This is a genomic window from Pseudomonas sp. S3E17, assembly GCF_024168685.1.
Lineage (GTDB): Bacteria > Pseudomonadota > Gammaproteobacteria > Pseudomonadales > Pseudomonadaceae > Aquipseudomonas > Aquipseudomonas marginalis.
Genome location: NZ_JALJWE010000001.1, coordinates 1,827,595 through 1,848,828 on the forward strand (window position 1 = coordinate 1,827,595; position 21,234 = coordinate 1,848,828).

Annotated in this window: 17 protein-coding genes; 2 read left to right on the plus strand and 15 right to left on the minus strand. The window is 61.1% G+C overall.

Annotation, left to right across the window (positions count from 1 at the left end):
• Window positions 1–15 precede the first annotated feature (15 nt).
• A complete protein-coding gene (locus tag J3D60_RS07710; protein ID WP_253490750.1) occupies window positions 16–849 on the plus strand; it encodes a metal-dependent hydrolase in 834 nt (277 codons plus the stop codon).
• Here J3D60_RS07710 and J3D60_RS07715 read toward each other — a convergent pair.
• Window positions 846–2,921: an EAL domain-containing protein gene (locus tag J3D60_RS07715; RefSeq protein ID WP_065942000.1), complete on the minus strand. Its 2,076-nt coding sequence runs from the start codon at window positions 2,919–2,921 to the stop codon at window positions 846–848. The genes J3D60_RS07710 and J3D60_RS07715 overlap by 4 nt on opposite strands.
• A 208-nt stretch (window positions 2,922–3,129) precedes the next feature.
• Here J3D60_RS07715 and J3D60_RS07720 point away from each other — a divergent pair, with 208 nt between their 5' ends.
• Window positions 3,130–3,459 (plus strand): DUF6388 family protein, encoded by a 330-nt coding sequence (locus tag J3D60_RS07720; RefSeq protein WP_065941999.1) that lies wholly within the window; start codon window positions 3,130–3,132, stop codon window positions 3,457–3,459.
• Here J3D60_RS07720 and J3D60_RS07725 read toward each other — a convergent pair.
• From J3D60_RS07725 to tssC, 14 genes are read right to left on the minus strand one after another with little or no spacing between them, the layout of a single operon-like run.
• The gene (locus J3D60_RS07725; protein WP_065941998.1) at window positions 3,435–4,310 is read right to left on the minus strand and encodes a serine/threonine-protein kinase; all 876 of its coding nucleotides are present in this window, start codon (window positions 4,308–4,310) and stop codon (window positions 3,435–3,437) included. The two genes, J3D60_RS07720 and J3D60_RS07725, sit on opposite strands and share 25 nt — an antisense overlap.
• Complete coding sequence (locus J3D60_RS07730; RefSeq protein ID WP_253490752.1) at window positions 4,307–5,035, minus strand: PP2C family serine/threonine-protein phosphatase; 729 nt, start codon at window positions 5,033–5,035, stop codon at window positions 4,307–4,309. The genes J3D60_RS07725 and J3D60_RS07730 overlap by 4 nt, the downstream gene beginning before the upstream one ends.
• Complete coding sequence (gene tssM, locus J3D60_RS07735) at window positions 5,032–8,403, minus strand: type VI secretion system membrane subunit TssM (protein ID WP_253490754.1); 3,372 nt, start codon at window positions 8,401–8,403, stop codon at window positions 5,032–5,034. Before tssM ends, J3D60_RS07730 begins: the two co-directional genes overlap by 4 nt.
• Before the next feature lie 15 nt (window positions 8,404–8,418).
• The gene (icmH, locus tag J3D60_RS07740) at window positions 8,419–9,282 is read right to left on the minus strand and encodes a type IVB secretion system protein IcmH/DotU (RefSeq protein WP_174557018.1); all 864 of its coding nucleotides are present in this window, start codon (window positions 9,280–9,282) and stop codon (window positions 8,419–8,421) included.
• Window positions 9,283–9,287: 5 nt separating this feature from the next.
• Window positions 9,288–10,616, minus strand: coding sequence for a type VI secretion system baseplate subunit TssK (tssK, locus tag J3D60_RS07745; protein ID WP_065941994.1), 1,329 nt, complete (start codon window positions 10,614–10,616; stop codon window positions 9,288–9,290).
• On the minus strand, window positions 10,603–11,103 hold the full coding sequence (tssJ, locus tag J3D60_RS07750) for a type VI secretion system lipoprotein TssJ (RefSeq protein ID WP_253490756.1): 501 nt from the start codon (window positions 11,101–11,103) through the stop codon (window positions 10,603–10,605). Before tssJ ends, tssK begins: the two co-directional genes overlap by 14 nt.
• 5 nt (window positions 11,104–11,108) lie before the next feature.
• Entirely contained in the window at window positions 11,109–12,278 is a 1,170-nt protein-coding gene (gene tagH, locus J3D60_RS07755) for a type VI secretion system-associated FHA domain protein TagH (RefSeq protein WP_253490758.1), read from the minus strand.
• A 16-nt stretch (window positions 12,279–12,294) separates the two neighbouring features.
• A complete protein-coding gene (locus J3D60_RS07760; RefSeq protein WP_083236517.1) occupies window positions 12,295–12,426 on the minus strand; it encodes a type VI secretion protein in 132 nt (43 codons plus the stop codon).
• A gap of 42 nt (window positions 12,427–12,468) precedes the next feature.
• Window positions 12,469–14,001 carry a sigma-54-dependent Fis family transcriptional regulator gene (locus J3D60_RS07765; RefSeq protein WP_253490761.1) on the minus strand — a complete coding sequence of 511 codons (1,533 nt, stop codon included), beginning with the start codon at window positions 13,999–14,001 and terminating at the stop codon, window positions 12,469–12,471.
• On the minus strand, window positions 13,998–16,565 hold the full coding sequence (gene tssH, locus J3D60_RS07770) for a type VI secretion system ATPase TssH (RefSeq protein ID WP_253490763.1): 2,568 nt from the start codon (window positions 16,563–16,565) through the stop codon (window positions 13,998–14,000). Before tssH ends, J3D60_RS07765 begins: the two co-directional genes overlap by 4 nt.
• A 12-nt stretch (window positions 16,566–16,577) precedes the next feature.
• Complete coding sequence (tssG, locus tag J3D60_RS07775) at window positions 16,578–17,585, minus strand: type VI secretion system baseplate subunit TssG (RefSeq protein WP_253490765.1); 1,008 nt, start codon at window positions 17,583–17,585, stop codon at window positions 16,578–16,580.
• Window positions 17,549–19,336 carry a type VI secretion system baseplate subunit TssF gene (tssF, locus tag J3D60_RS07780; protein WP_253490767.1) on the minus strand — a complete coding sequence of 596 codons (1,788 nt, stop codon included), beginning with the start codon at window positions 19,334–19,336 and terminating at the stop codon, window positions 17,549–17,551. The genes tssG and tssF overlap by 37 nt, the downstream gene beginning before the upstream one ends.
• Entirely contained in the window at window positions 19,326–19,727 is a 402-nt protein-coding gene (gene tssE, locus J3D60_RS07785) for a type VI secretion system baseplate subunit TssE (RefSeq protein ID WP_065941989.1), read from the minus strand. The genes tssF and tssE overlap by 11 nt, the downstream gene beginning before the upstream one ends.
• Window positions 19,728–19,741: 14 nt before the next feature.
• Window positions 19,742–21,217 carry a type VI secretion system contractile sheath large subunit gene (gene tssC, locus J3D60_RS07790; protein ID WP_065941988.1) on the minus strand — a complete coding sequence of 492 codons (1,476 nt, stop codon included), beginning with the start codon at window positions 21,215–21,217 and terminating at the stop codon, window positions 19,742–19,744.
• Between the last annotated feature and the right edge of the window lie 17 nt (window positions 21,218–21,234).

Sequence of the window (21,234 nt, forward strand, 5' to 3'; positions counted from 1 at the left end):
ACAGGAGCACGAACCATGTTGCCGATCCGCCGCGACCTCCATTTTGCCCTGCCCGCCGAGCGCATCACCGACTGGCACGAACAAGGCCCGTTCATCACGCATTTCTTCAATGCCTTGTCGCTGCTGTTCCCCCAGGGCGAGCTGTTTTTCATGGACAGCGTGCGCCACTACCGCCAACGCATCGACGACCCGGCGCTAAAGAAACAGATCCAGGGATTTATCGGCCAGGAGGCCATGCACAGCCGCGAACATGTGGCCTATAACGACCTGATGCAAGCAGCCGGGCTTCCGGCGCACACCCTGGACCGTCGGCTTAAGTTCATCCTCGACCTGCAGAAAAAACATTTCCCGCCCGCCTTCAACCTGGCGATCACCATTGCCCTGGAGCATTACACGGCGATGCTCGCGGAGATCCTGCTGAGCGATCCGTCACGCTTTGGCGATTCGCTCAAGGGTTACCAACAGATGTGGTATTGGCACGCCCTGGAAGAAACCGAACACAAAGCCGTGGCCTTTGATGTGTGGAACACGGTGATCGAACCTGGCCCCAAACGCTACCTGCTGCGCACGGGCGCCATGCTCACCACCACGGTGTTTTTTTGGCTGGTGGTGCTGGATTTTCATCTGCGTCTGTTGATTGCCGACCGCAAGGCGGGTGGGCACCTCAAAGGCTTCTGGCGCATGTTGAAATTTCTTTATGGCCCCAAGGGCGTTTTCCCGCGCATGCTGCGGCCGTGGTTGCACTATTTCAAACCCGGCTTTCACCCCTGGGATCACGACAACCGTGCACGCCTGGCGGGTATCGATAGCTTGGTCGAGGAGATCGAACAAACCCAACGCGGCTACTAGCCCTGCGCCATGGCCACCCGTTGGCGCACAAAGCTTTCCAGCTGGTCTCCCGGCAGTGCCTTGCTGAAATACCAGCCCTGGATAATCAGCTCGTCGCCGGTGTTCAAGAAGGCCAACTGCTCGGCGGTCTCCACGCCCTCCACCACCACGCCCAGGTTCAGCGCTTCGCAGAAACGCAGCATGCCAGTCAGGACCTGGGCGCCCTTGGGATCGTGCTGCGCCACCACGAAACTGCGGTCGATCTTGATGAAGTCCACCGGGAACTGGTGCAGGTAACTCAAGGCCGAAAACCCGGTGCCAAAATCATCGATATAGACCTTGGCGCCGATGGCCTGCAACTTCTGGATGTTCTGGCGCGTGGCCGGGATATCACTGACCAGTGCATCTTCGGTGATCTCCACCGACACCTGGCCGTGGGCCTGGGCGAGGATCGCCACCAGGCGCTCGCCGTAGGCGGCGTCGGTCAGGGTGGCGCTGGAAATATTGATCGTCATCGGCAGGGTAAAGCCGAGTTTCTGCCATTTCTGGTACTGGCGAATCGCCTGGGATGCCACCCACATATCCACGTCCGGCATCAACCGCGCCTGGGCCAGCCATTGCAGGAACTCCCAAGGCGAATGCACCGTACCGTGGGCGTCGCGGGCACGCATCAGCGCTTCGCAACCGGTGCACAGCCCGGTGCGGGTCGAGACCTGCGGTTGGTATTCAAGATAGAACTCATAGTCGCTGATCTGCTGGATGCGGCTCAGTTCATTGGCCTGGCGCAACTGGATCCGGTGCGACGCCAGCACGGGGTCAAGCTCGCGCAGCCGACCTTTTTCTTCCAGGCCGTGAAAGGTCATGTCCAGGGACTTGAGGTACACCGTACCGCCTTCGGCGGGCTGGCGATGGATCGCGCGCACATAGGGCGCATACACCAGCGTGCCCAGGCCCAGTAACCCCAGTTGCAGCACCACCGCCGCCAGGTCGCCATGGGTACTGAGGTAGGCATTGAGCAGTATCGGTGCGGTGAACGGTACACTGGCGACCGCCGGCGACACCCAACCCACCTGCACCACCGTCAACGCCACCATGGCATTGACGGCGGGCACTAACAGAAACGGTAGGAACAAGCGCGGGTTGAGAATGATCGGCAAGCCGAACAGCAGCACCTCGCTGACGTTGAACAGCGAGAGCGGCAAACTCGCCATCGCCACCAGGCGCATGGACTGGCTCTTGGAAAACAGCAGGATCGCCAGCAGCAGGCACAACGCACCGCCCGAGCCGCCGATAAAAGCAAAGCTGCCCAGCAGGCCGCTGTTCAATACATACCTGATCGGCTCGCCCGCCGCCGACGCTGCGCTATTGAGCACCACGGCCTGGTCCAGTACATCGAACAGCGGCTGCATGGCGTACACACCGTGGATTCCGAAAAACCACAGCAATGAGTTCATCAGGGTCACGAACAAACCGCTGCCATAGGGCGACTCCAGGGCATCCAGTACCTGAGGCCCCTGAAGCTGCGCCACATACGGAACCTGCAACAGCGAGGACAACACCGCCACGAGCAACAGGGCCGTGATGAGGCCTGGCACCACCATATTGATCGTGCCCCTGAGGTTGTGCCCCACCAGGTCCTCGTTGACCAGGCGGGTCCAACGGAAACGGTGCAGCCAGGCAATGGCCGGCACATTGAGCAACGGTGAGGCGATAGCGATGAACAGCACGAACGTCGCCGAGGCCCGAGGGTATTCGCGCAGGATAAACGTCGCCACCACCACATGGGCCAGGCACAGGAATGCCACCGGCAGTTGTGGCAGGCGGTGCTGGATAGCCAGCATGTAACCGATGGAAGCGGCGACCAGCAGCGGGATCACTGAGCTGATCTGGTTGTGCAGCCCGGCCAGGAATGTCACCACCTGTGGGGCGAAGCCCAGTGCTCGGGCGCACTCGGACAGGATCAGAAACCCTGCCGACACCAGCAGGCAGGGCAGGATCCACAGCAGCCCTTCACGGATGGCACGCAATGACTCGGTACTGGCCAAGGCCGCCAGGCGCTGAGTAAGGAAAAGTTTGAATAGCGTTTGCGCCATGCCCCATCCCTCTGCCATCGCTCTCTGCCCCCAAGGGGCAGGCCCAAAAACCCTTGTCACGCTACACGCCCTGATGCCGTGAGCGAAAGACTTTTGCCACACTACCCGTCATTATTCCAAATCAATTTAGGCCCTTGTGGACGATCGGCGCCCCGACGCCGAGAACCTGCCGAGGGCTCCGATACCGTTCCCTTTCAGGAGTAAACCTTTGACCCCACCTGGCGATAACCACCAGCGCGCCCTGGATAGATTCCTGAGCGAACATCCGGACGTGGCTCTTGAACTCAACACCCTCAACCCGCTTGCGGCCCAAGCCAAGGGCGAAACCCTGGCGCAGTACCGCGATGAACGCCTGCATGAAGCCTTCGAAGCCGAAGCCGAGCGCCAGGGCCTGTTTGCCTGGGAATTGACCCTCAAGCTGACTGCGGACTCCCGCGAAGCCTTTGAGGCCCAGCGTCTTGAAGTGCATAAGGAAGTGGCGCAGATGGCCGGCCTGAGCTGGGCCGAGTACTGTCAATTGCATGACTTGCCCGGCTGAAACCCCAATGGCAGGCACCAGTACCGCCGCCGGCCATCCAGTGCCTCGCGCAACTCGGCGACGGAAACGCTGCGCCGCTGCGGATCCATGGCCAACGCTGAGTGCAGCGCCGACCAGCAATGCCTGGGCAATCGGCGCGGCCGCGGCAGTGGTCGATCGGGCTGGCGCTCACCCAGGCGCTGGCCCTGGGCCAATTCATAGATCACGCAGGCCGCACCATACAAATCGGCGCCCGCTGACAAGCCCCCACCCGCCATCAGTTCCGGCGCTGCATACGCGGGCGTCCAGGCGTTCAAACGGCTGCGGTTCAAGCCCGGCAGCCCGGCTGTCTGCTGCACTTTCGACCGGCCCAGGCCGAAATCGAACAAACGCACTCCCTGCTCACCCACGATGATATTGGCGGGCTTCACATCGCCATGGAGAATGCCCTGCTGGTGGGTGTACGCCAGCGCGTCCAACAGCTGCAAGGCCATGGGCTGCAGTTCCTGCCAGGGCACTCCTTGTGGACATTCCATCAGCAGCCGATCGAGGGTCATGCCGTGCAGCAACTCCATGGTGAAGAATGCCACCTGGTGCAGCGTGTCGACTTCGAAGGAAAACACCCGCACCACATGCTCATGCCGCAAGCGGCGTGTGAGGGCAAACTCGCTGTACAGCAGTACAGGGGCGTCAGGGCACGCGGAAAATGTTTCGTCCAAGCGTTTCAGGGCCACGCTGGAGGCGGGCTCACCGAACGTCTCATGCAGCAGGTCCCGGGCGCGATAGACCACTCCCATGCCGCCTGTGCCCAGCTTGCGTTCAAGCTGATAGCGCCCGGCAAGCAAGTTCGGCGAGCTTGCCTCCTCGCTCATGGCTGGATCACGACGGCCGTAAGGTCATCCCGCGCCGGCCCGCGTAACACGTCGTTGAACAATCGCTCCACCACCCGCCATGGTGTGCCTACGCTCATGGCGCTGCCCAGCTCGCCATGGCTGAGCCCCTGGTACAGGCCGTCGCTGCACAACAAAAATACATCCCCGGGTTGAGTACTGAGCTCCAGTACCTCCAGACTCAGTGCCTGTCGGGCGCCGATCGCACGGGTCAAGGCCCTCGCGCCCGGATAGACCCGAGCCTGTTCCAGGCTCAACTGCTGCGTATCCATCAGTTGCTGCAACACGGTATGGTCACGGGACAGCTGGTACAGCCGCTGCCCGCGCCATAGATAGCAACGGCTGTCGCCCACCCAAATGCAGGCCGCACGCTGGTCTTCGAGCAACAGTGCAACCACGGTACTGCCCATGATGCCCGCCGGACCGTCGGCCGGCGCAGTCGGCGCCTGCCCCAGTTGGCTGTCGAGCCCGCGCAGGCAGCGCCGGACGGCCTCGACACGCTGATCAAAACTGCCCTGATCCGGCAGCGATGCAAGACTGCTGATTACCCATCGGCTGGCCACATCCCCGGCCTGATGGCCTCCCATTCCATCGGCGACCGCCCAGCACCCACGCTGGGGGCAATCGAGGAACGCATCCTCGTTGCGCGAACGCAACTTGCCTTGAACCGTGCGCCCGGCGCTGCGCCAGGTGTGCGCCGTGTTCACAGTTGCTCCGGCAGGCGGAAGGTGCGCCATGCCGCCATCTGGAACGGGCTCGGGTTGCGCTGGCTGGTGAGCAGGTAATTGGCGCGCAGCCCGGCCAGGTCGGCCTTGAGAATGTGCGCATCCCTGCCATTTGCCGGCTCACTCTGCATCAGGTCGAAGAAGCGGAACAACGACCACTCGCCGCTGTTTTTTTCGATCCCCAGCGGTCGCTCGGTACCCCGTTCCAGCACCAGGCTGCTGCGGCTGCCAGGCGTCTCGCCTGGCCAGTGGAAGGCCATAGGCACAATCGGCCCATGACGGTATTCCAAGTGTTGGTCACCCACTCGCAGGATCGCCCGGCTGACGGCTTGATCGAGACTGTAGGGCGCCAAGGTGAATCGAACGGCCCATTCACCCTGTTCCTCGGTGAAAAAGCCTTGCCGAATCATCTGGGCCCTGGCCAGTTGGTCCAACAGCGAGCGCGATATCGGCAGGCTGCGACCGTCCAGGCCCCGCAGTCGATACCGGTTGCCATCAGCGCTGATAAAAGGCCGCAGGTACGTTTCATAAAAGCGCGCCATGGAACCTCGAGGTTTAAAAAACGTCTGGAAATCGCCCAGGGCAACGTCACTGGTAGCATGCGCATTGAACGGGTAGCGACGCTGGATGGCCCTGGCGTAAAAACCATAGAGCTCGCTTTGGTAACGCTGGTTCACGTAGACATAGGTGCCATCGAGCAGATGACGCCAGGCGTGGTCGGCAATGTCTTCGAGCCAGCCCTTGAGCGGCAGCGGCAAGCGGGCGGCGGCATTACGCAGGTTGGCCAGAAGAGGCTGCTGCCCTTCCATGCGCTGCTTGACCCATGTAAACGCTGCCTGCTCCGGGGAACTCTCCCGGCTCAGCGACGACAATTGCAGGTGTAATTCATCGAGCAGCCGCAATGCCTGGGTCAGTTCAGCACCCGGGTTCTGTTCTTCATCAAGTAGCAGGTGCAGTGGTTCGAAGCGGCGCTGCAACGCACGCCGGGCCGTGTCAGGCAGCATCTGGCCCTGTAACGGTTTGACCAACGCACCGGACACCGTTGCACTTGACTCGCCGGCCTGCTGGCTCAGCGCCTCGACCCGATCATGGATCGATAACAGCCGGGTGTTTTCGCGAACCTGCTGCAACAGGCGCATCAACGCCGACTGGGCGGATATCAGGCTCGCCAGTTGGTCGGCGCTGTGCCGCAAACTGTCACTTTCCTGCAGGCGGACACGACCGAGGGCGTCACTCCAGGCATCGGCGTACTCACTCAAATAACGCTGTTCCAGTGCCTGCAGCAACCGGCGCATATCCATGGCGCTGAGGTCGGTACCTTCCCCAAGCACCCAGTTATCCTGGGCAATGGCATTGACCAGCGCAGGGCCCTGCTTTTCGAAATACTGCTGGTACCTTTTGGTGTAGAAACCGGGTATGGGCGGCTCAAGGTTGGCGAACACGCCGCCATCGGCCAGTCGCAGAGGCTCCAGGCTGCGGGCTTGTTCACGCAGTGCACGGTAAACCACCTCTGCCAGCGACTCGCCGCGTAATGCCTGGCGGGCCTGGGCCACCAGTGTATCGTTCAACGGGGCTGCGAACGGTTGCTCCAGTAATCGCCCAAGGTGTTCGTTCAAACGCGTCTGCGTCGAAGTGTCCCCCGCATAACGCGCAGACCAATGGCCTGCCATGTACTCCGCCAACCACGCGTTATCACGCCGTTCGCGCAGGTTGAGCATCAGGTACGCCCGCAAGCTGTCCAGCAACCGCTCGCGCTCGCCAAGGCTGGCCTGCACCTGTTCTTCAAGCAGGGTTGCCACGTGCGGCAGTAACTGATGGCGCAGGCTCTCGTGATAGGCATCGGTCAATAACGGACGACTCACCTGCCCTTGATACAAGCCGGCTCGATCAACCCAGCGGACCTCAGTGACAGGTGGAAACACGCGGGTCGCTGCCAGACGACTGTCCAGCAGCGCCAGCAATACCCGGCTCTCGTCCGCATCAGCTTGGGCAGGCGCCGGCGTGTTCAGCGCCTGCAACTGCATCAGACGCTGATGATTGAATGAATAACTGTGCCCCCATAACCACCCCGCCATACCGATGACCAGCGCCGTGGCCAGCGCCAGCCCTCCTTGGCGTCGATGCAGGCGGTGGCGCTCGGGGGTATGCAGCCCGGCAAGATCGGCCTCGGCGAAGATCACCCGGCGGAACAAGCCCTGGACAAACTGCGAGCGCGTATCGCCCACGTTCGCACACGTCAGGTAGAACCCTCGCAGGCCATTGATACGCTGATAACGCTGAGCGGAAAAAGCCGTCTCGACAAACAGGCCCAAGCGGTCGCCCAGGCGTGCGACCTGCCGAGGAAAATCCAGCATGCGATCGCGGCGCTCGCCGCTACGCTCCTGATGCAAGCGTGGGATCAGCTCCGCCCCCAGGCGTTGGAGCAGCGCCTCGAAGGCCTCGCGCACCTGGGCAATGTCGGATCCGGACGTGCCCGCCACCAGGTGCCCGCCCAATATGTCTTCCGTGCCGTCGCCCTGCTGCGCATCAAAAAACTCGGCGAACCCTGGCAAACGGTCGGCCCGGGTCAACACCAGATAAACCGGCACATCCACATGCAGCGTCTGCTGGATGTCCTGCAAGCGAGTATGGACATGACGCGCGTGGAGTTCCAGGTCATGCTCATTGCCCCCCCAAAGCGTATCCACCGACAACGTCACCACAACGCCGTTGAGCGGGCGAGCCCGACGGCGCGACCTGAGCAGACCGAGCAGCGTCGACCATCCCGCCGCATCCACCGTACGGTCAGGCTGGTCCAGATAACGTCCGGCAGTCTCCAGCAGCACGGCGTCATCGGCGAAGTACCAGTCGCAGTAGGCCGTTGCACCTGGTATTGGCGACTCGGCCCGATCGAGTGGGAACTGCAATCCATTGGCGGCCAGCAGATGGGTCTTGCCACTGCCTTGCTGGCCGATCAACAGGTACCAGGGCAGCGCATTGCGCCAACGCTCACTGCGCTCACCGTAGCGGCGGGAGGTTTTCAGGGTTTGCAGCGCCTCCTTGAATCGCCCGCGTACCTGACTTTGCTCATCGTGGATCAGCCCCTGGCGCTGATGATGCGCCTGGTGTTCCGGCTGGTTGAGCCGCGTGGCGCGCCGTGCGCCTACCACCACCATTGCCAGTCCCCACAGTAGGAACAGGCCACAGATGGTCAGCAAGCGAGCCGTCGCGCTTTGCCAGAACCGATGGTCATCCACTGCCAGCAATGGTCCGAAAAACCACACCAGCAATGCGCTGGACAGCACCAGCAACAGGCTCCATAACCAAATCTTGCGCAGCATCGTGCCCGCGCCCTTGAAGAATGCGTTCATTCATTGCTCCCAGCGTTACAAGGGCGTCCGAGCCTGGTCCGACGCCAACGATTGAAAAGGTTGCAGCACCGTCATGCGCTCCGTGCCCAGCACCCAGGCAAACCCTGAGTACATCGCCAGCAAACAGGCCAGTCCAACAGCAATGAGCCACTTGGCACAGAGCATGCGCACCGGCACGGCGCGGACTTTGCCTGCCACCGATGGCGCGGCCATCGAGAGCCGATCGCCCCGCACATGCCTGATCTGCCGGTACAGCGCGTCGCGTACCCCTTCCAGCTGAGCACCTCCCCGCTCCATCACGCGGTATTGGCCTTCGAACCCCAGTGACAGGCACAGGTACATCAGCTCCAGCATGGCCACGTGCTTGACAGGGTCACGGGACAATCGCTCCAGCAGCAGGAAAAACTTCTCGCCGCCAAAGGTTTCGTTGTGAAAGCGACTTAACAGGCTTGACCTGGACCAGTCGCTGCAACGGCCCCACGCGGTGGTGACCACCGCCTCGTCAATGACGCTGCACAGCACATAGCGCGCCGACATCACCTGCCCCTCCTCCCCCCCCAGGTGCAGGGCGTGCGCTTCAAACGTCGTGATGCCCGAAGACAACCGGTCGTTGAGGGTCTGCAGGCTCTCACGGCCGGAGCTGCCCTTGAGCTGCACCACCTGCGACAACAGGTCCCAAGCCGCCGCCACCAGGATGTTGGGGCCCACAGTCAGACTCTGCGCGCTGTGCAGCCGGGCGGTATAGATCATCCTGTCCTCCAGCTGCTCGAAACGCGGCGGCGATGGGAAATCCGTCACCGCCCCCTGCGCCGGACCGCGTCCCTCGCGGTCAAGCAAGACGGTTTTTTCGTCCTGCGGGTATTCACTGTCCATCCTCATAGGGTTCAGTTCCTGATAGCCCAGAAGTTGAGTTCCAGCTCGGTAAACTCGCCGCTGGCATGCAGGGCGAATCCACCTGACTGCTCCAACTGCGCGATGTCCTGGGCGCTGAGCTCGAGCATGAAATAGGTCTTGCCTGCGTGGAACGGAATCTGTCGCGGCGCTACGGGCAACGGTTTGATCCTGATACCGGTGAGATGCAGGTTGACCAACTCGCGGATGCGCTCCACAGGTCCAATCTTGAGATGCGCCGGCAGCCGGTGACGCAGCGTTTCCGAATCACACTGGGCGGTTGCCGCCAGGATGAACGTCGCCGTCCCCAGCAACTTGAGGTCACTCACCGGGCATACCAGCACACCGTACTGACGGGGTTGCAGCGTCAACTCAATGGCATGCTGCTCCAGCACCATCGACAGCACCGCGCGCAGGCGCTCCATCAATCCGCGAAAGCTCGCGCCTTGATCACCATGCTGGTAACGCACCTCCAATTGGGCGCGCTTGCTGTCGGTGGCGAACGTGGCCAATTCCCCAAGGATCGACAGCAGCTCGCGATACAACGTTTCCGGGCGCACCTGGGCCTGGCTCATAAAGTGGCGCAACATCAATTCAGCGCGATTGATCAGTTGCAGCATCAGAAGATCGCCCACCTGCGCACCGGCCGACGCGCCATTACCTTGGATGCGCGCGGCAATCGCGTCTCCACGGCTGGCCAACAGACTGATGACCTCCTTGACGCACGACGACACATACCCGGAACCCTGCAAAAAGATGAACGTCGGCACAAAATCGGTATCCAGTCGCACGCCGCCTTCACGGGTGCAGTCCAGCACCTGAGCGACCTGCAGCTTCACATGGAACGGATCACCGGAATGCTCCCCCAGCATCAGGCGCAGGTCCGGACGCGCACAGCTGATCTGGCAACGGGCATCGACACCGGCATTGGAGTCCCCGATCTCCATTTCACAGGCAACATAGCGCGCCAGGATTTCGTGTTGCTCCGACCTGCGCACTTCAATCTGATTGTCGGTAACCAGCGGCAACGCCAGGTACACGGCTTGCCGACCGACGTTGGCAGGCACTTGCAATACCAGAGGTTCCATCGCGCCATTGAGTTCGAACAGGCTACCGTCCGGCAATAGGCCGCTGGCCTGGTTGACGACCACCTTGCCCAGGTTGAGGTACTGCACATCGATGTCCAGGGTCAGGAACCCCCAGGCGTCGCTGCCCAGCAAGCGCGTTCGGTTGAGCTGCTGATGATAGTAGCGGTCGCTGTGCTGCAAGTGCTGGGGCCGCAGCAACATGCCTTCCTGCCAGATAACGTTATGGATGTGCATCTCGATCCTCCGTCCGACCGGTTTGCGGGGCGGCCATGCGAATACCGTTCTGGTCCAGCATTATTCTGGCCCGCGTCCGTTGCTGGGGGGCAACAGGCAGCACCAGTCGCCATTGCACATGGGGCAGGTCGCGATAGGCCGCCAGTACGCCGACATAGCGGCTTTGGGGCTCGACACTGAGTTTGAGCATCAACCGTTCACCGGGCCGCAGCTCCAGCTCTTCGCTGCTGACCCAGTCCTTGGGCAGGGCCTGCTCGGCCCGTCCATAGAGGCTGAAAAAGTCGGCATTCTCGAATGCCACGGGGTGCCGCAGCGCAAGCAAATGCACCACCACCGGTGAAGGACGGCCATGAAGGTCGGGGTTGACCTCGTCACTGGCCATCAACGCCAGGTCCAGCTTGGTCAAGGTCGAAAAGGGTGAAACGCTGCTGCAGCCGGTCAACATGCCCAGTGCCAGCAGTGTTGATGCAACGGTGGTTAGATACATGAACGTCATCCCGGGTAAGCCGCATGCAGGCTGGAGACCAGGCGCACCTGCTCTTCGTAGGCCTTGCAAAAGTCGTTGCGTAATAATTGATCGCCCAACGACGCCTCGTCGGTCAGCCGTCGGTAATAGCGCTGGTACGCCCGCCAATGAGCGCCATCGGTGAGGAGCCTGGGCGGCTTGCCCTCGCGTTCGAAGCACAGCAGCAGATGACCTGGAGCAAAGGCCGCCAGCGCGCTGCGAACGACGGCACGGCAGGCCACCACCAAGGCCAACTGATGAATCTGCAGGTCCCGGCAGGCGTGGGCCACCGCCCGTTCGGGCGGCAGATGCCCCAACTCACCGTCCCCCAACAGCGCCGTCAAGGCCGCCTGGGCGTCTGGACAATCCACCAAGGGGTTCTGCCGCATAAGCGCCGGGGAGGTCCAACCCAGGTGCACCTCACTGCTCAACTCGTCGCGAGTTCGCAGGCTTTGCTGCAAACCTTCGATGGCTTGCCTGAACAACCCGGCCACCTTGATCGCAAGGGCCTCGCGACCCGACGTATCGAGCGCCCCCACCTCCATGCCCAACGCCTCGCCGAACTGCGCCCAGAACGTCTCAGGGACTGCGGATGCAGCCACAACGGGCTGCGCAGGTACTACGTCACTGACAGGCTCAGCCCATTGCGGTACGACCAGGTGGTCCTGGTCCACGGTTCCCGGAGAGAACGCTTGGGCGGTCGATTCCGTCAACGTGTTCAATGCCTCCAGCTCTTGCGACGACTCGCCGCGTCGTTGTTCGCGATCCAGTGCCTGAATCGGGTCCAGCCCCAGGAAAGCATCGTCTGGAATCACCTCGCTCCGCCCGAGCGGCGGTCGTTGATGCTCGATCAGTCGGGCATGAATTTCCAACGCCCCCAGTTGGTATACGTCTGCATCACTGATCTGCCGCGCGTGCCCCTTGCGCAAGCGCTCCAGGCTGCCGGATACGCCGATACCGTTGCTGCTGATATCCGTCAAAAAGTAATGGCCGCCGCGAAAACTGACCAAGCCATGGTGGCTGGATATCAAGCGTGCGGTGTCGGGGATGACCCAGTCACACGCCGTCCCACGGCCGATCACACCGCCGACACCATCAAAGGTTTTACGGGCTGGCGGCTCGCCACTGGCGGAGCACACTTCAAGCACTAACTGCATGGCAAGGCTCCCCTGTTCAATGGCCACGACGGCTCGCCTGGGGGTCACCCAGTGGACGGTAGTCAGCATCGTCAAAGACATAATTGGCGTTACAGCCACCCAGCAAACACAGCACAAGCGCCACGGCTTGCCACGGACGAAGAGGCATCAGGAATCTCCCATGAAAGTAAGGTGTCCACGCATACGCTATTCAGCATTCCTCTCGAACATCGCCAACCGGGATCTTCAAGCGTGCCAGGCGGTAGAGCAGCGTGCGTCGTGCGACACCCAACTCCCGCGCGGTACGGGTACGATTGCCACGGTTCTTGTGCAGGCAATCAATCAGGAACACCCGCTCCACTCGCTCCAGGCGTTGACGCAACGTTGCATCGACAGCATCGTTGGCGGGTGCCGGTGACAGGGGCAGGTGCGCCGGCAGGATCACACCGTCGTCACAGAGCAGTACCGCGCGCTCCACCAGGCATTTGAGTTCTCGCACATTGCCGGGGAAGCCATGGCTGGACAGTTGGTCCAACGCCGCACTTGACCAGGCCACCGCTACGCGACCCAGCGCAACGCAGGCCTTTTGCGCAAAATGCCGAGCCAACAGCAACGCATCGCCATCCCGCTCACGCAAGGCCGGTAACTCAATGGGAAACTGCGCGAGCCGGTAATACAGGTCCTCGCGAAAGCTGCCCTCGGCGACCATCGCGGGAAGATCACGGTGCGTCGCGGCAATAATGCGTACATCGACCTTATGGGCCGTACTGGCACCCAATGGGCGAATCTCGCCCTCCTGTAAAACCCGCAATAACTTGGCCTGCAACGACAACGGCATATCGCCGATTTCATCGAGTAGCAATGTGCCGCCGTGAGCGGTGTCGAACAAACCGGTGTAGTTGCGTTCAGCCCCCGTGAACGCCCCCTTGCGATAGCCGAACAGTTCGCTTTCCAGCAACCCTTCGGGAAAGGCTGCACAATTTTGCACCACGAAGGCTTTACCACTGCGTGGGCCGGCGGTATGGATGGCGCGCGCCACCACCTCTTTGCCGGTACCGGTCTCGCCATGCAGCAGCACGGTGTAGGGCGTATTCAGCACCTTGCCGATCAAGCGGCACGTTTCATCCATGGCCTTGCTGTTGCCGATCAATCCGAAGCTGGCACAGGATCTCGGCGTGCGACACGTAGGCGGCGTGACATTCACCCCAGGACTCAGACGCTGCATCAGTGCAAGCTGCCTCAAGGCAAAGCTGCCCAGTTGAGTCAATGAGCGGGTGTAGTGCTCCAATTGTTTCAGACGCCGGCTGGCGCACAGCAACACGCCCGCGAGAGTCTTGTGCCGACCGAACAACGGCATGCACGTCAACGATTGCCAAGGCGTCGCCATCGCCGGAAGGAACCGGCTTTCATAGACGCTGTTTTCCAGGTCCTCAAGACTCAAGGCTGTGCGCTGACTGAGCACATACTGCAACAGCTGCTCATGTTGGAAATCCACACCTGAAGCCAGCTCGCCGGATGGCAGCTCCTCTGGCAAATGCTGGGCAATCAGTGCAAGCCGACCCGTCGCCTCGTCGCGCCAATACAACTGGCTGAGTTCGCACTGGCTCAATTGAGCTACCGCCGCGACACACAGGTCCGGCAAGGTTGTCGCGTCACCATCGATCCCCAGGCGGGTGAACCAACCCAGCATCGCGTCGGCGTACCCCGAGGGATGGGGCAACCGGTTGAAAGCATCTTCCGTCATTGGCTGACCTCACAGACAGGACAACCGCTGCCATCCAGGCCGGCATGCACCCGGGACAGCGATTCGCCCCCGGCCATGGCCTCCAGCAAACGATCCGTCACCTGCGCCAGCAAGTGTGCGTCGATCCATTGATCGATAGAGCGGGCACCGCTGTCACCGTCAGCGCAACGCTCGGCGACACAGGCAACCAGTTCGGGCGTATAGCTGAAGGTGAGCTTGCGCAGTTGCAGCCTTTGCCCCAGATGTTCCAGCTTGAGCCTTGCCAGGTCATGCAGGACTTCGCCCGTGATCGGGTAATACGGCACGACATGCATTCGCGCCAGTAAGGCAGGCTTGAAGTGCTTGCGCAGCAACGGACGAATGGCTTCTTGCAGGACCGCCTCAGCAGGTCGCCGGTCACCTGCGCATAATTGACCGATGCACTCGCTGCCCAGGTTGGAGGTCATCAGGATCAGCGTGTTGCGAAAATCGATTTCCCGCCCTTCCCCGTCATTGGCCAGTCCCCTGTCGAAAATCTGATAGAACAGGTTCACTACTTCCGGATCAGCCTTCTCGACCTCGTCCAGCAGCACGACCGAATACGGGCGTTGGCGCACGGCCTCCGTCAACACGCCGCCCTCGCCAAAACCGATATAACCGGGTGGAGCGCCAATCAGCCGGGAAAGGGAATGCTTTTCCTGGAACTCCGACATGTTAAGGGTGGTGACAAAACGCCGACCGCCGTACAGCAGGTCACCGAGGGCCAGGGCCGTCTCGGTCTTGCCCACACCACTTGGGCCAACCAGCAGGAATACGCCGACCGGGGCATCCGCCTTATTGAGCCCGGTGGCAGCCGCGCGCAGGTTGCGTTCAAGTATCTGCACGGCGTGCTCCTGACCGAGGATGCGCGAACGCAATGCATCGGCAAAGCCCAACACACTTTCACTGCTTTCCAGGGCCAGTCGTTCGACAGGAATACCCGTCCAGGCGCTGACGACCTGTGCCACCAGACGTGGACAAACCTCAAGGCCGGCCAATGGCTGGCCGTTTTGTTGCGCGTGCAGTACCTGGCGCTGTTGGGCCAAGGCATGTTCAAGGGTGTCGGTGTTCTGCCCTGCACCACGAGCAGCGTCCAATTGCTGGCGCAGCGCGAGCACCTGCTGCGCCGATGCCCGCTGTTCCAACCAGTGTTGCTCCAGATGTTCACGCTCGCGCTCCACGGTCTCCAGGCGCAGGTTCAACGCGTGCAAGGCCTGCTCGTCCACCGGCAGCCCGGCGTCCCTGTCGCGATTCAACGCCTGGCGCTGTCGCGCGCCTTCCGCCTGCTCGGCGTAAAGGCGTTGCAATGCCTCGGGCGCCGTCTCCCAGCTGGTTCTCATGCGGGCGCAGGCGGTGTCCAGCACATCCACCGCCTTGTCGGGCAACTGCCGCCCAGCCAGGTAGCGCGCGCTCATGTGGGCTGCCGTGACAATGGCATCATCCCGCACATACACGCCATGGCTGCGCTCATACGCCGGAACCAGGCCGCGCAGGATCGAAACCGCCTGTTCAACACTGGGTTCGCCGACCTGCACGGGCTGGAAACGCCGCGCCAATGCCGGGTCTTTTTCGAAGTACTTCTTATATTCCGACCACGTGGTGGCGGCGATGGTACGCAACTCGCCACGGGCCAGGGCGGGCTTGAGCAGATTGGCAGCATCGGACCCACCTGCCTGGGCGCCTGCGCCCACCAGTGTATGCGCCTCGTCGATAAACAGGATCACCGGGATTGGCGAGGCGTTGACTTCATCGATCACGCCTTTGAGGCGCCGTTCGAATTCCCCCTTGATCCCGGTGCCGGCCTGGAGCAGGCCCATATCCAGGGTCAACACCTGTACGTGTTTGAGCGGCTCCGGCACCTCTGCGCTGGCGATACGCAGGGCAAGCCCTTCAACCACAGCGGTTTTACCCACCCCGGCTTCGCCAACCAGGATTGGATTGTTCTTGCGCCTGCGCACGAGTATGTCGATCAATTGGCGGATTTCGGCATCGCGACACAACACCGGGTCGATACCGCCCTCCCGGGCCTGGCGGGTAAAGTCATGGGTAAAACGCGCCAGCAACGCATCGCCGCCCGGCACAGGGTCGAGTTCAGGCACCTGGCTCAACAAATAACTGCACACACGCTGTGCATCCAACCGACTCAGTACCGCCTGATAACCACTGTCGGCATGTTGTAACGGGTAACGCAACAGCGCCAGTAACAGAGCGCCGTGATCAACGTCCGCCTGCCGAAGCTCCAGGCGGGCCACCATCAGGGCGTGCTGCAGCCATTGCACCAGGGCCTGGGCAAACACCGGATTACACGAGGCATTCGTGCCAGCTTTGGGGTGCAGGGCCGCCTGCAGTTCGCCTGGCTCGACACCTGCATCCACCAACGCCCTTACCAGAGTACCGTGGGGGTATTCCAGCAGGGTCAACAGCAGGTCCTCCACCAACACTTCCCTGCCGCCGCGGGTCACGCAACGTTCCGCCGAGCGCTCAAGGTCTCGGCGCGCCTGGGGAGTTAATTTCTGGATAAGTTGCTGCAGGTCCACATTCTTCATAATCATTCATCCCTAATCAGCGTTGCTGGCCACAATGACCACACCGTCGGCACACCCACGGGCCAGCCAAGTGGTCCAGCCGAGGCGGCAGACGTTGTGTTCGCCGAGGTGCAACGGCCTGATCTCCTCCTTGAGCAGTACCAGACGCAGGTCATAGGCCAGAGGGTCGCGCACCGTCAGCCGTAGCAATGCGCACAACAACGGGTAGTCCACACCCGTGGGTAGAAACTCATGGAAACGCTGCCAGCCCAGGTCCTGCACATGCACCCTGAACTTGCCGCTGCAGTCGGTGACCCGACAACCCAGCACCTGGTCATGACCGAGCACACTGTTGGTAGCACCCAGCCGATTCTGCTGGGGGACGGCAATGACCACCGAGCGTTCCACCCACTGCTCGACGAACAAGCGGGTGTGCTTGAAGTAGTAACGCAGCACCGTCTCGATCAAGGCTGCCGAATGGGCCCGCAGGCTGAGCAACCCCAGGTAGGGTAATAGCCGTTTGCAGTTCAATTGGGCAGTCGCGCGCAGGTGATGGCCCTTCAACCCGATCAGGGCAAACATCTGCTCGGAAAAGACATCCCGGGCGCCAGCCTGGAAACACGCCCGGTAGCGGTACTTGCGCCAGATCGGCAGCATCAGCCGCTGCAACCGATGATGAAACAGGTCGAGAAAGTCCCGGGTAGCCTGACCTCCCGCACCGTCAACAATCGCCTGCTCGCCATAAAATGCCGGCAATGGCGAACCTGAGCCGCACAGCCCCAGCACGTTGAGGCAAAGACGCGCGCGCAATTGACCGTGTTCAACAAAAAACTCCACCCGTTCAATATCATGACCGGGGAAACCAAGACCTGGGTTGGCTTGAAACTCCAACTGGTCATACAGCGCGTCGTCATCCAGCATCGGATGAGCATCGCGTAAACGCCTGATCACCTGCAAAACCGCCTGGAACAGCGAGTATTCGCGGATGACGCTGGACAGTGCCGTCAAAGCAGGGGCTGCTGGCCCATCCGGGGTGGCCATAGGTACACGTCTCCTTGTGTGCTGATGACTCGCAATTCGTGATAGGTATTAAGGCTGGCGTAAAGCGCGAAGAATTCGTTGAGCACCGACGCGAACACAAACACCTCGCCCTGGCCAAGAAAACCTTGTGGATCAATCGTCAGGTCGATTCGTAAGCCCCTGACCGGCAAGCCACGGTGCAGTCGGTCAACAGCCGAGTGCCTGATGGATCGCATTGCGCCAAGCTTTCGCTCACTGACTTTCTGCGCCTGTCGGTCGTGGTAGCGCGGCAGGTCGTAGGTTTCGAGGATGACCTGCAAGGCATTGATGTCGCTCAATGACAGGTAGTTGAGCGACATGTTGCTGATAAGCCGCCAGAGAAAATCCTGCTCCAGGGGCGGCGAAAAACTCGCGGTCGGCGTGCAGATATTACGAAACGACAACCCTTCCGGTGTCTGCTCGCAAGGCTGGTTGATCTCCCCGATCTGAAGCAGCCGAGGCAGGTCGTGGTTGGTACACGTCAGCTCGACCGACAGGGTTTCCGGGCCAAGCTCCGGTGCATTGGAAAAACCTAGCCAGGTATCGAGGCCCGCGTGCTGTGCCGATGCATGTTGGCGAATGCTGTAGCTGGCGGAGGCCGCCGACAGTGCGTTATCGCTGTCATGCTCGAAGGATTCGAACGGTACGTAGGTCCGATATCCCGACCCGCCGGGACGCCAACCGGTGACACTGTCCACGGAAAATACACAGGCGTTTTCCCGTGAGTATTCCCCCGGTATCACCAGGTATTCGTCCTGCTTGCCGTCCAGGCGGATCGGTACGGCGTCATGTTTGAACAAATTGGCGATGGGCGTGCAGTACAGCTTCACGTTGTCCAGGGTGGGGTGATGGGGCTCACGCCATGGGTTGCGCAGTTTGAAACGCAGCACCACTGCACGCACCTGTTTGAGCAACTCATGGGGCAAACCGTGCAGTACATCCAGCCCCACCACGTCGACAAACAGGTACTTGTCAGGAAAGGCGAAGTACTCCTGCAAATGACGATATCCATGAAAGGTATTCATTGGATACGGAATCAACGCCTGCTCCTCGCTGAATCCCACGGGACGTACCGGGTCGGCGCCCAATCGCAACGAGAGGGGTTGCCCATCCTCGCCAATGACCGGCAGGCCATCGCGGCCCAAAGGTAGCAACTCGATACCCTCGAGATGACGCAACAGGCTCAGGTACAACCCTTGGCCGATGTAGCGGTCACCCGCCAGGTGCAGGCGTAGTTGATCGAACGTCCATTCACTGAAGTTGCCCTCGGCACTCATGCCCAGGCGCAGGCTCAACAGCGCATCTTCACCCTGGACGCTGTAATCCAGGGCGCTCAGTTGCAGCGGCAGGACTTGGGTGGCGTAACAGGTACGGAAGCGGCAACGCTCGCCCTTGACGGCGGCACTTTCGACCGGGGTATCCCGCGCGACCATCACCCCAGGGCCGACGTGCTTCAACGGATCAAACTGCAAGATGCTGAACGCGGGCATCGGCCGCATGTAGTTGGGCCATAGCAAATGCATCAAGGAATGAGTCAGCTCAGGCAGCTCATCATCCAGTTTCTGGCGCAAGCGACCGGTGAGAAACGCGAAGCCCTCCAGCAAACGCTCCACGTCCGGGTCCTGGCCAGGGTCGGCAAGAAACGGCGCGAGCGCAGGGTTGCGTTCAGAGAAACGCCGCCCGAGTTGGCGCAACGCACTCAGCTCGCTCTGGTAATAGCGATTAAAGGACATCCGGCAAAACCTCAACCCGTCCGGGCTCGCAGAGTCGTGCAACGAACACCACAGGCTGCTTGACACCCGCCGCCATCAGCGTGGCCTCAATGGAGAACGCCTGGGCCAGAGGGTCGTGATCGCGCGGCAATGCCGTAACCCGCACCTGCTTCAATCGTGGCTCGTAGGCCCGTATGAATCGCTCTATCAACAAGCGCGACTGGCTTAATGACTCATGCAGGCTCTGGTTCATGTCATTAAGATCGGGCAAGCCGTAGTCCGGTAATGTCTGAACACTGCCCGCACGGATACTGAGCATTTTCCCCAGGTGACTGGCAATGGACGTCACGCCACAGGCATGTACGGCCGCCGGGCGTTCGAGGCGCTCGAAAAGGCTATGTTTGTGGGGCATTCCCTGACCTTCTTTCATTCTTTGTCGAGCTTGCCAACCAGAGACAGGGTGAAGTCCGCCCCCATGTACTTGAAGTGCGGTCGCACACTCAGTTTGACGCGGTACCAGCCAGGCTCGCCCTCTACGTCACTGACAACGATGCGCGCCGCTCGCAACGGGCGCCGCCCACGCACTTCGGCGCTGGGGTTTTCCTGGTCGGCGACGTACTGGCGAATCCACTTGTTGAGCTCCAGCTCGAGGTCTGTGCGCTCTTTCCACGAACCCAGCTGTTCACGCTGCAATACCTTCAGGTAGTGGGCCAGCCGGTTGACAACCATCATGTAGGGCAACTGGGTCCCCAGGCGATAGTTCAGCTCCGCGTCCTTGCCCTCTGCGCTGATGCCGAACTGTTTGGGTTTCTGCACCGAACTGGCGGAAAAAAACGCGGCATTGTCACTGCCCTTGCGCATCGTCAAGGCAATGAAGCCCTCTTGCGCAAGTTCATATTCGCGGCGATCGGACACCAGCACTTCGGTGGGAATCTTGGTTTCGATTTCGCCCATGCTTTGGAAGTGGTGCAACGGCAAGTCTTCCACGGCCCCTCCGCTCTGCGGACCGATGATGTTCGGGCACCAGCGGAACCGCGCGAAGCTTTCGGTCAGGCGTGTGGCGAAGGCATAGGCGGTATTGCCCCACAGGTAATGCTCGTGGCTGCTCACCACGTTTTCCTGGTAGGCAAAGGTCTTGACCGGGCACTCAAGGGGATCATAGGGCGTACGGAGCAGGAAGCGCGGGACGGTCAGGCCGATATAACGCGCATCTTCGCTCTGGCGAAAGCTTTGCCATTTGACAAATTGCGGCCCTTCGAAATGGTCCTTGAGATCCTTGAGGTCAGGCAGTCCGGTGAAGCTTTCCAGTCCGAAGAACGCCGGCCCAGCTGCTGCGATGAAAGGCGCGTGCGCCATGCACGCGACGCTGGCAGCGTATTGCATCAGTTTCACATCGGGCGCGCTGGGGGACAGAAAGTAATTGGCAATGATCGCGCCCACGGGCTGACCACCAAATTGACCGTACTCAGCGCTGTAGACATGTTTGTACAACCCGGATTGAGTCACTTCCGGTGAATCTTCGAAATCCTCCAGCAAATCTTGCCGGGAGACGTTCAACAGTTCGATCTTGATGTTTTCACGAAAATTGGTGCGGTCGACCAGCAATTGCAAACCTTTCCAGGAAGCTTCCAGGGCCTGGAACTCCGGATGGTGCAGGATTTCATCCATTTGCTGGCTGAGCTTCATATCGATCTCGGCAATCATTCGGTCGACCAGGCGCTTCTTGACGGGCTCGCCGTGGTTCTGTGGTTTGATCAACTCCTCGATAAAGGCCGAGACACCCCGCTTGGCAATGGCATAGGCCTCGTCATCCGCACTCAGCAGTGTTTGGGCAATGATGTTGTCGAGGATGCTGTAATCCTCACTGGTGTGTTCCGGTATCGGATTCTGTCGGGTGGTCATGCGGTCAGTGTCCTTTT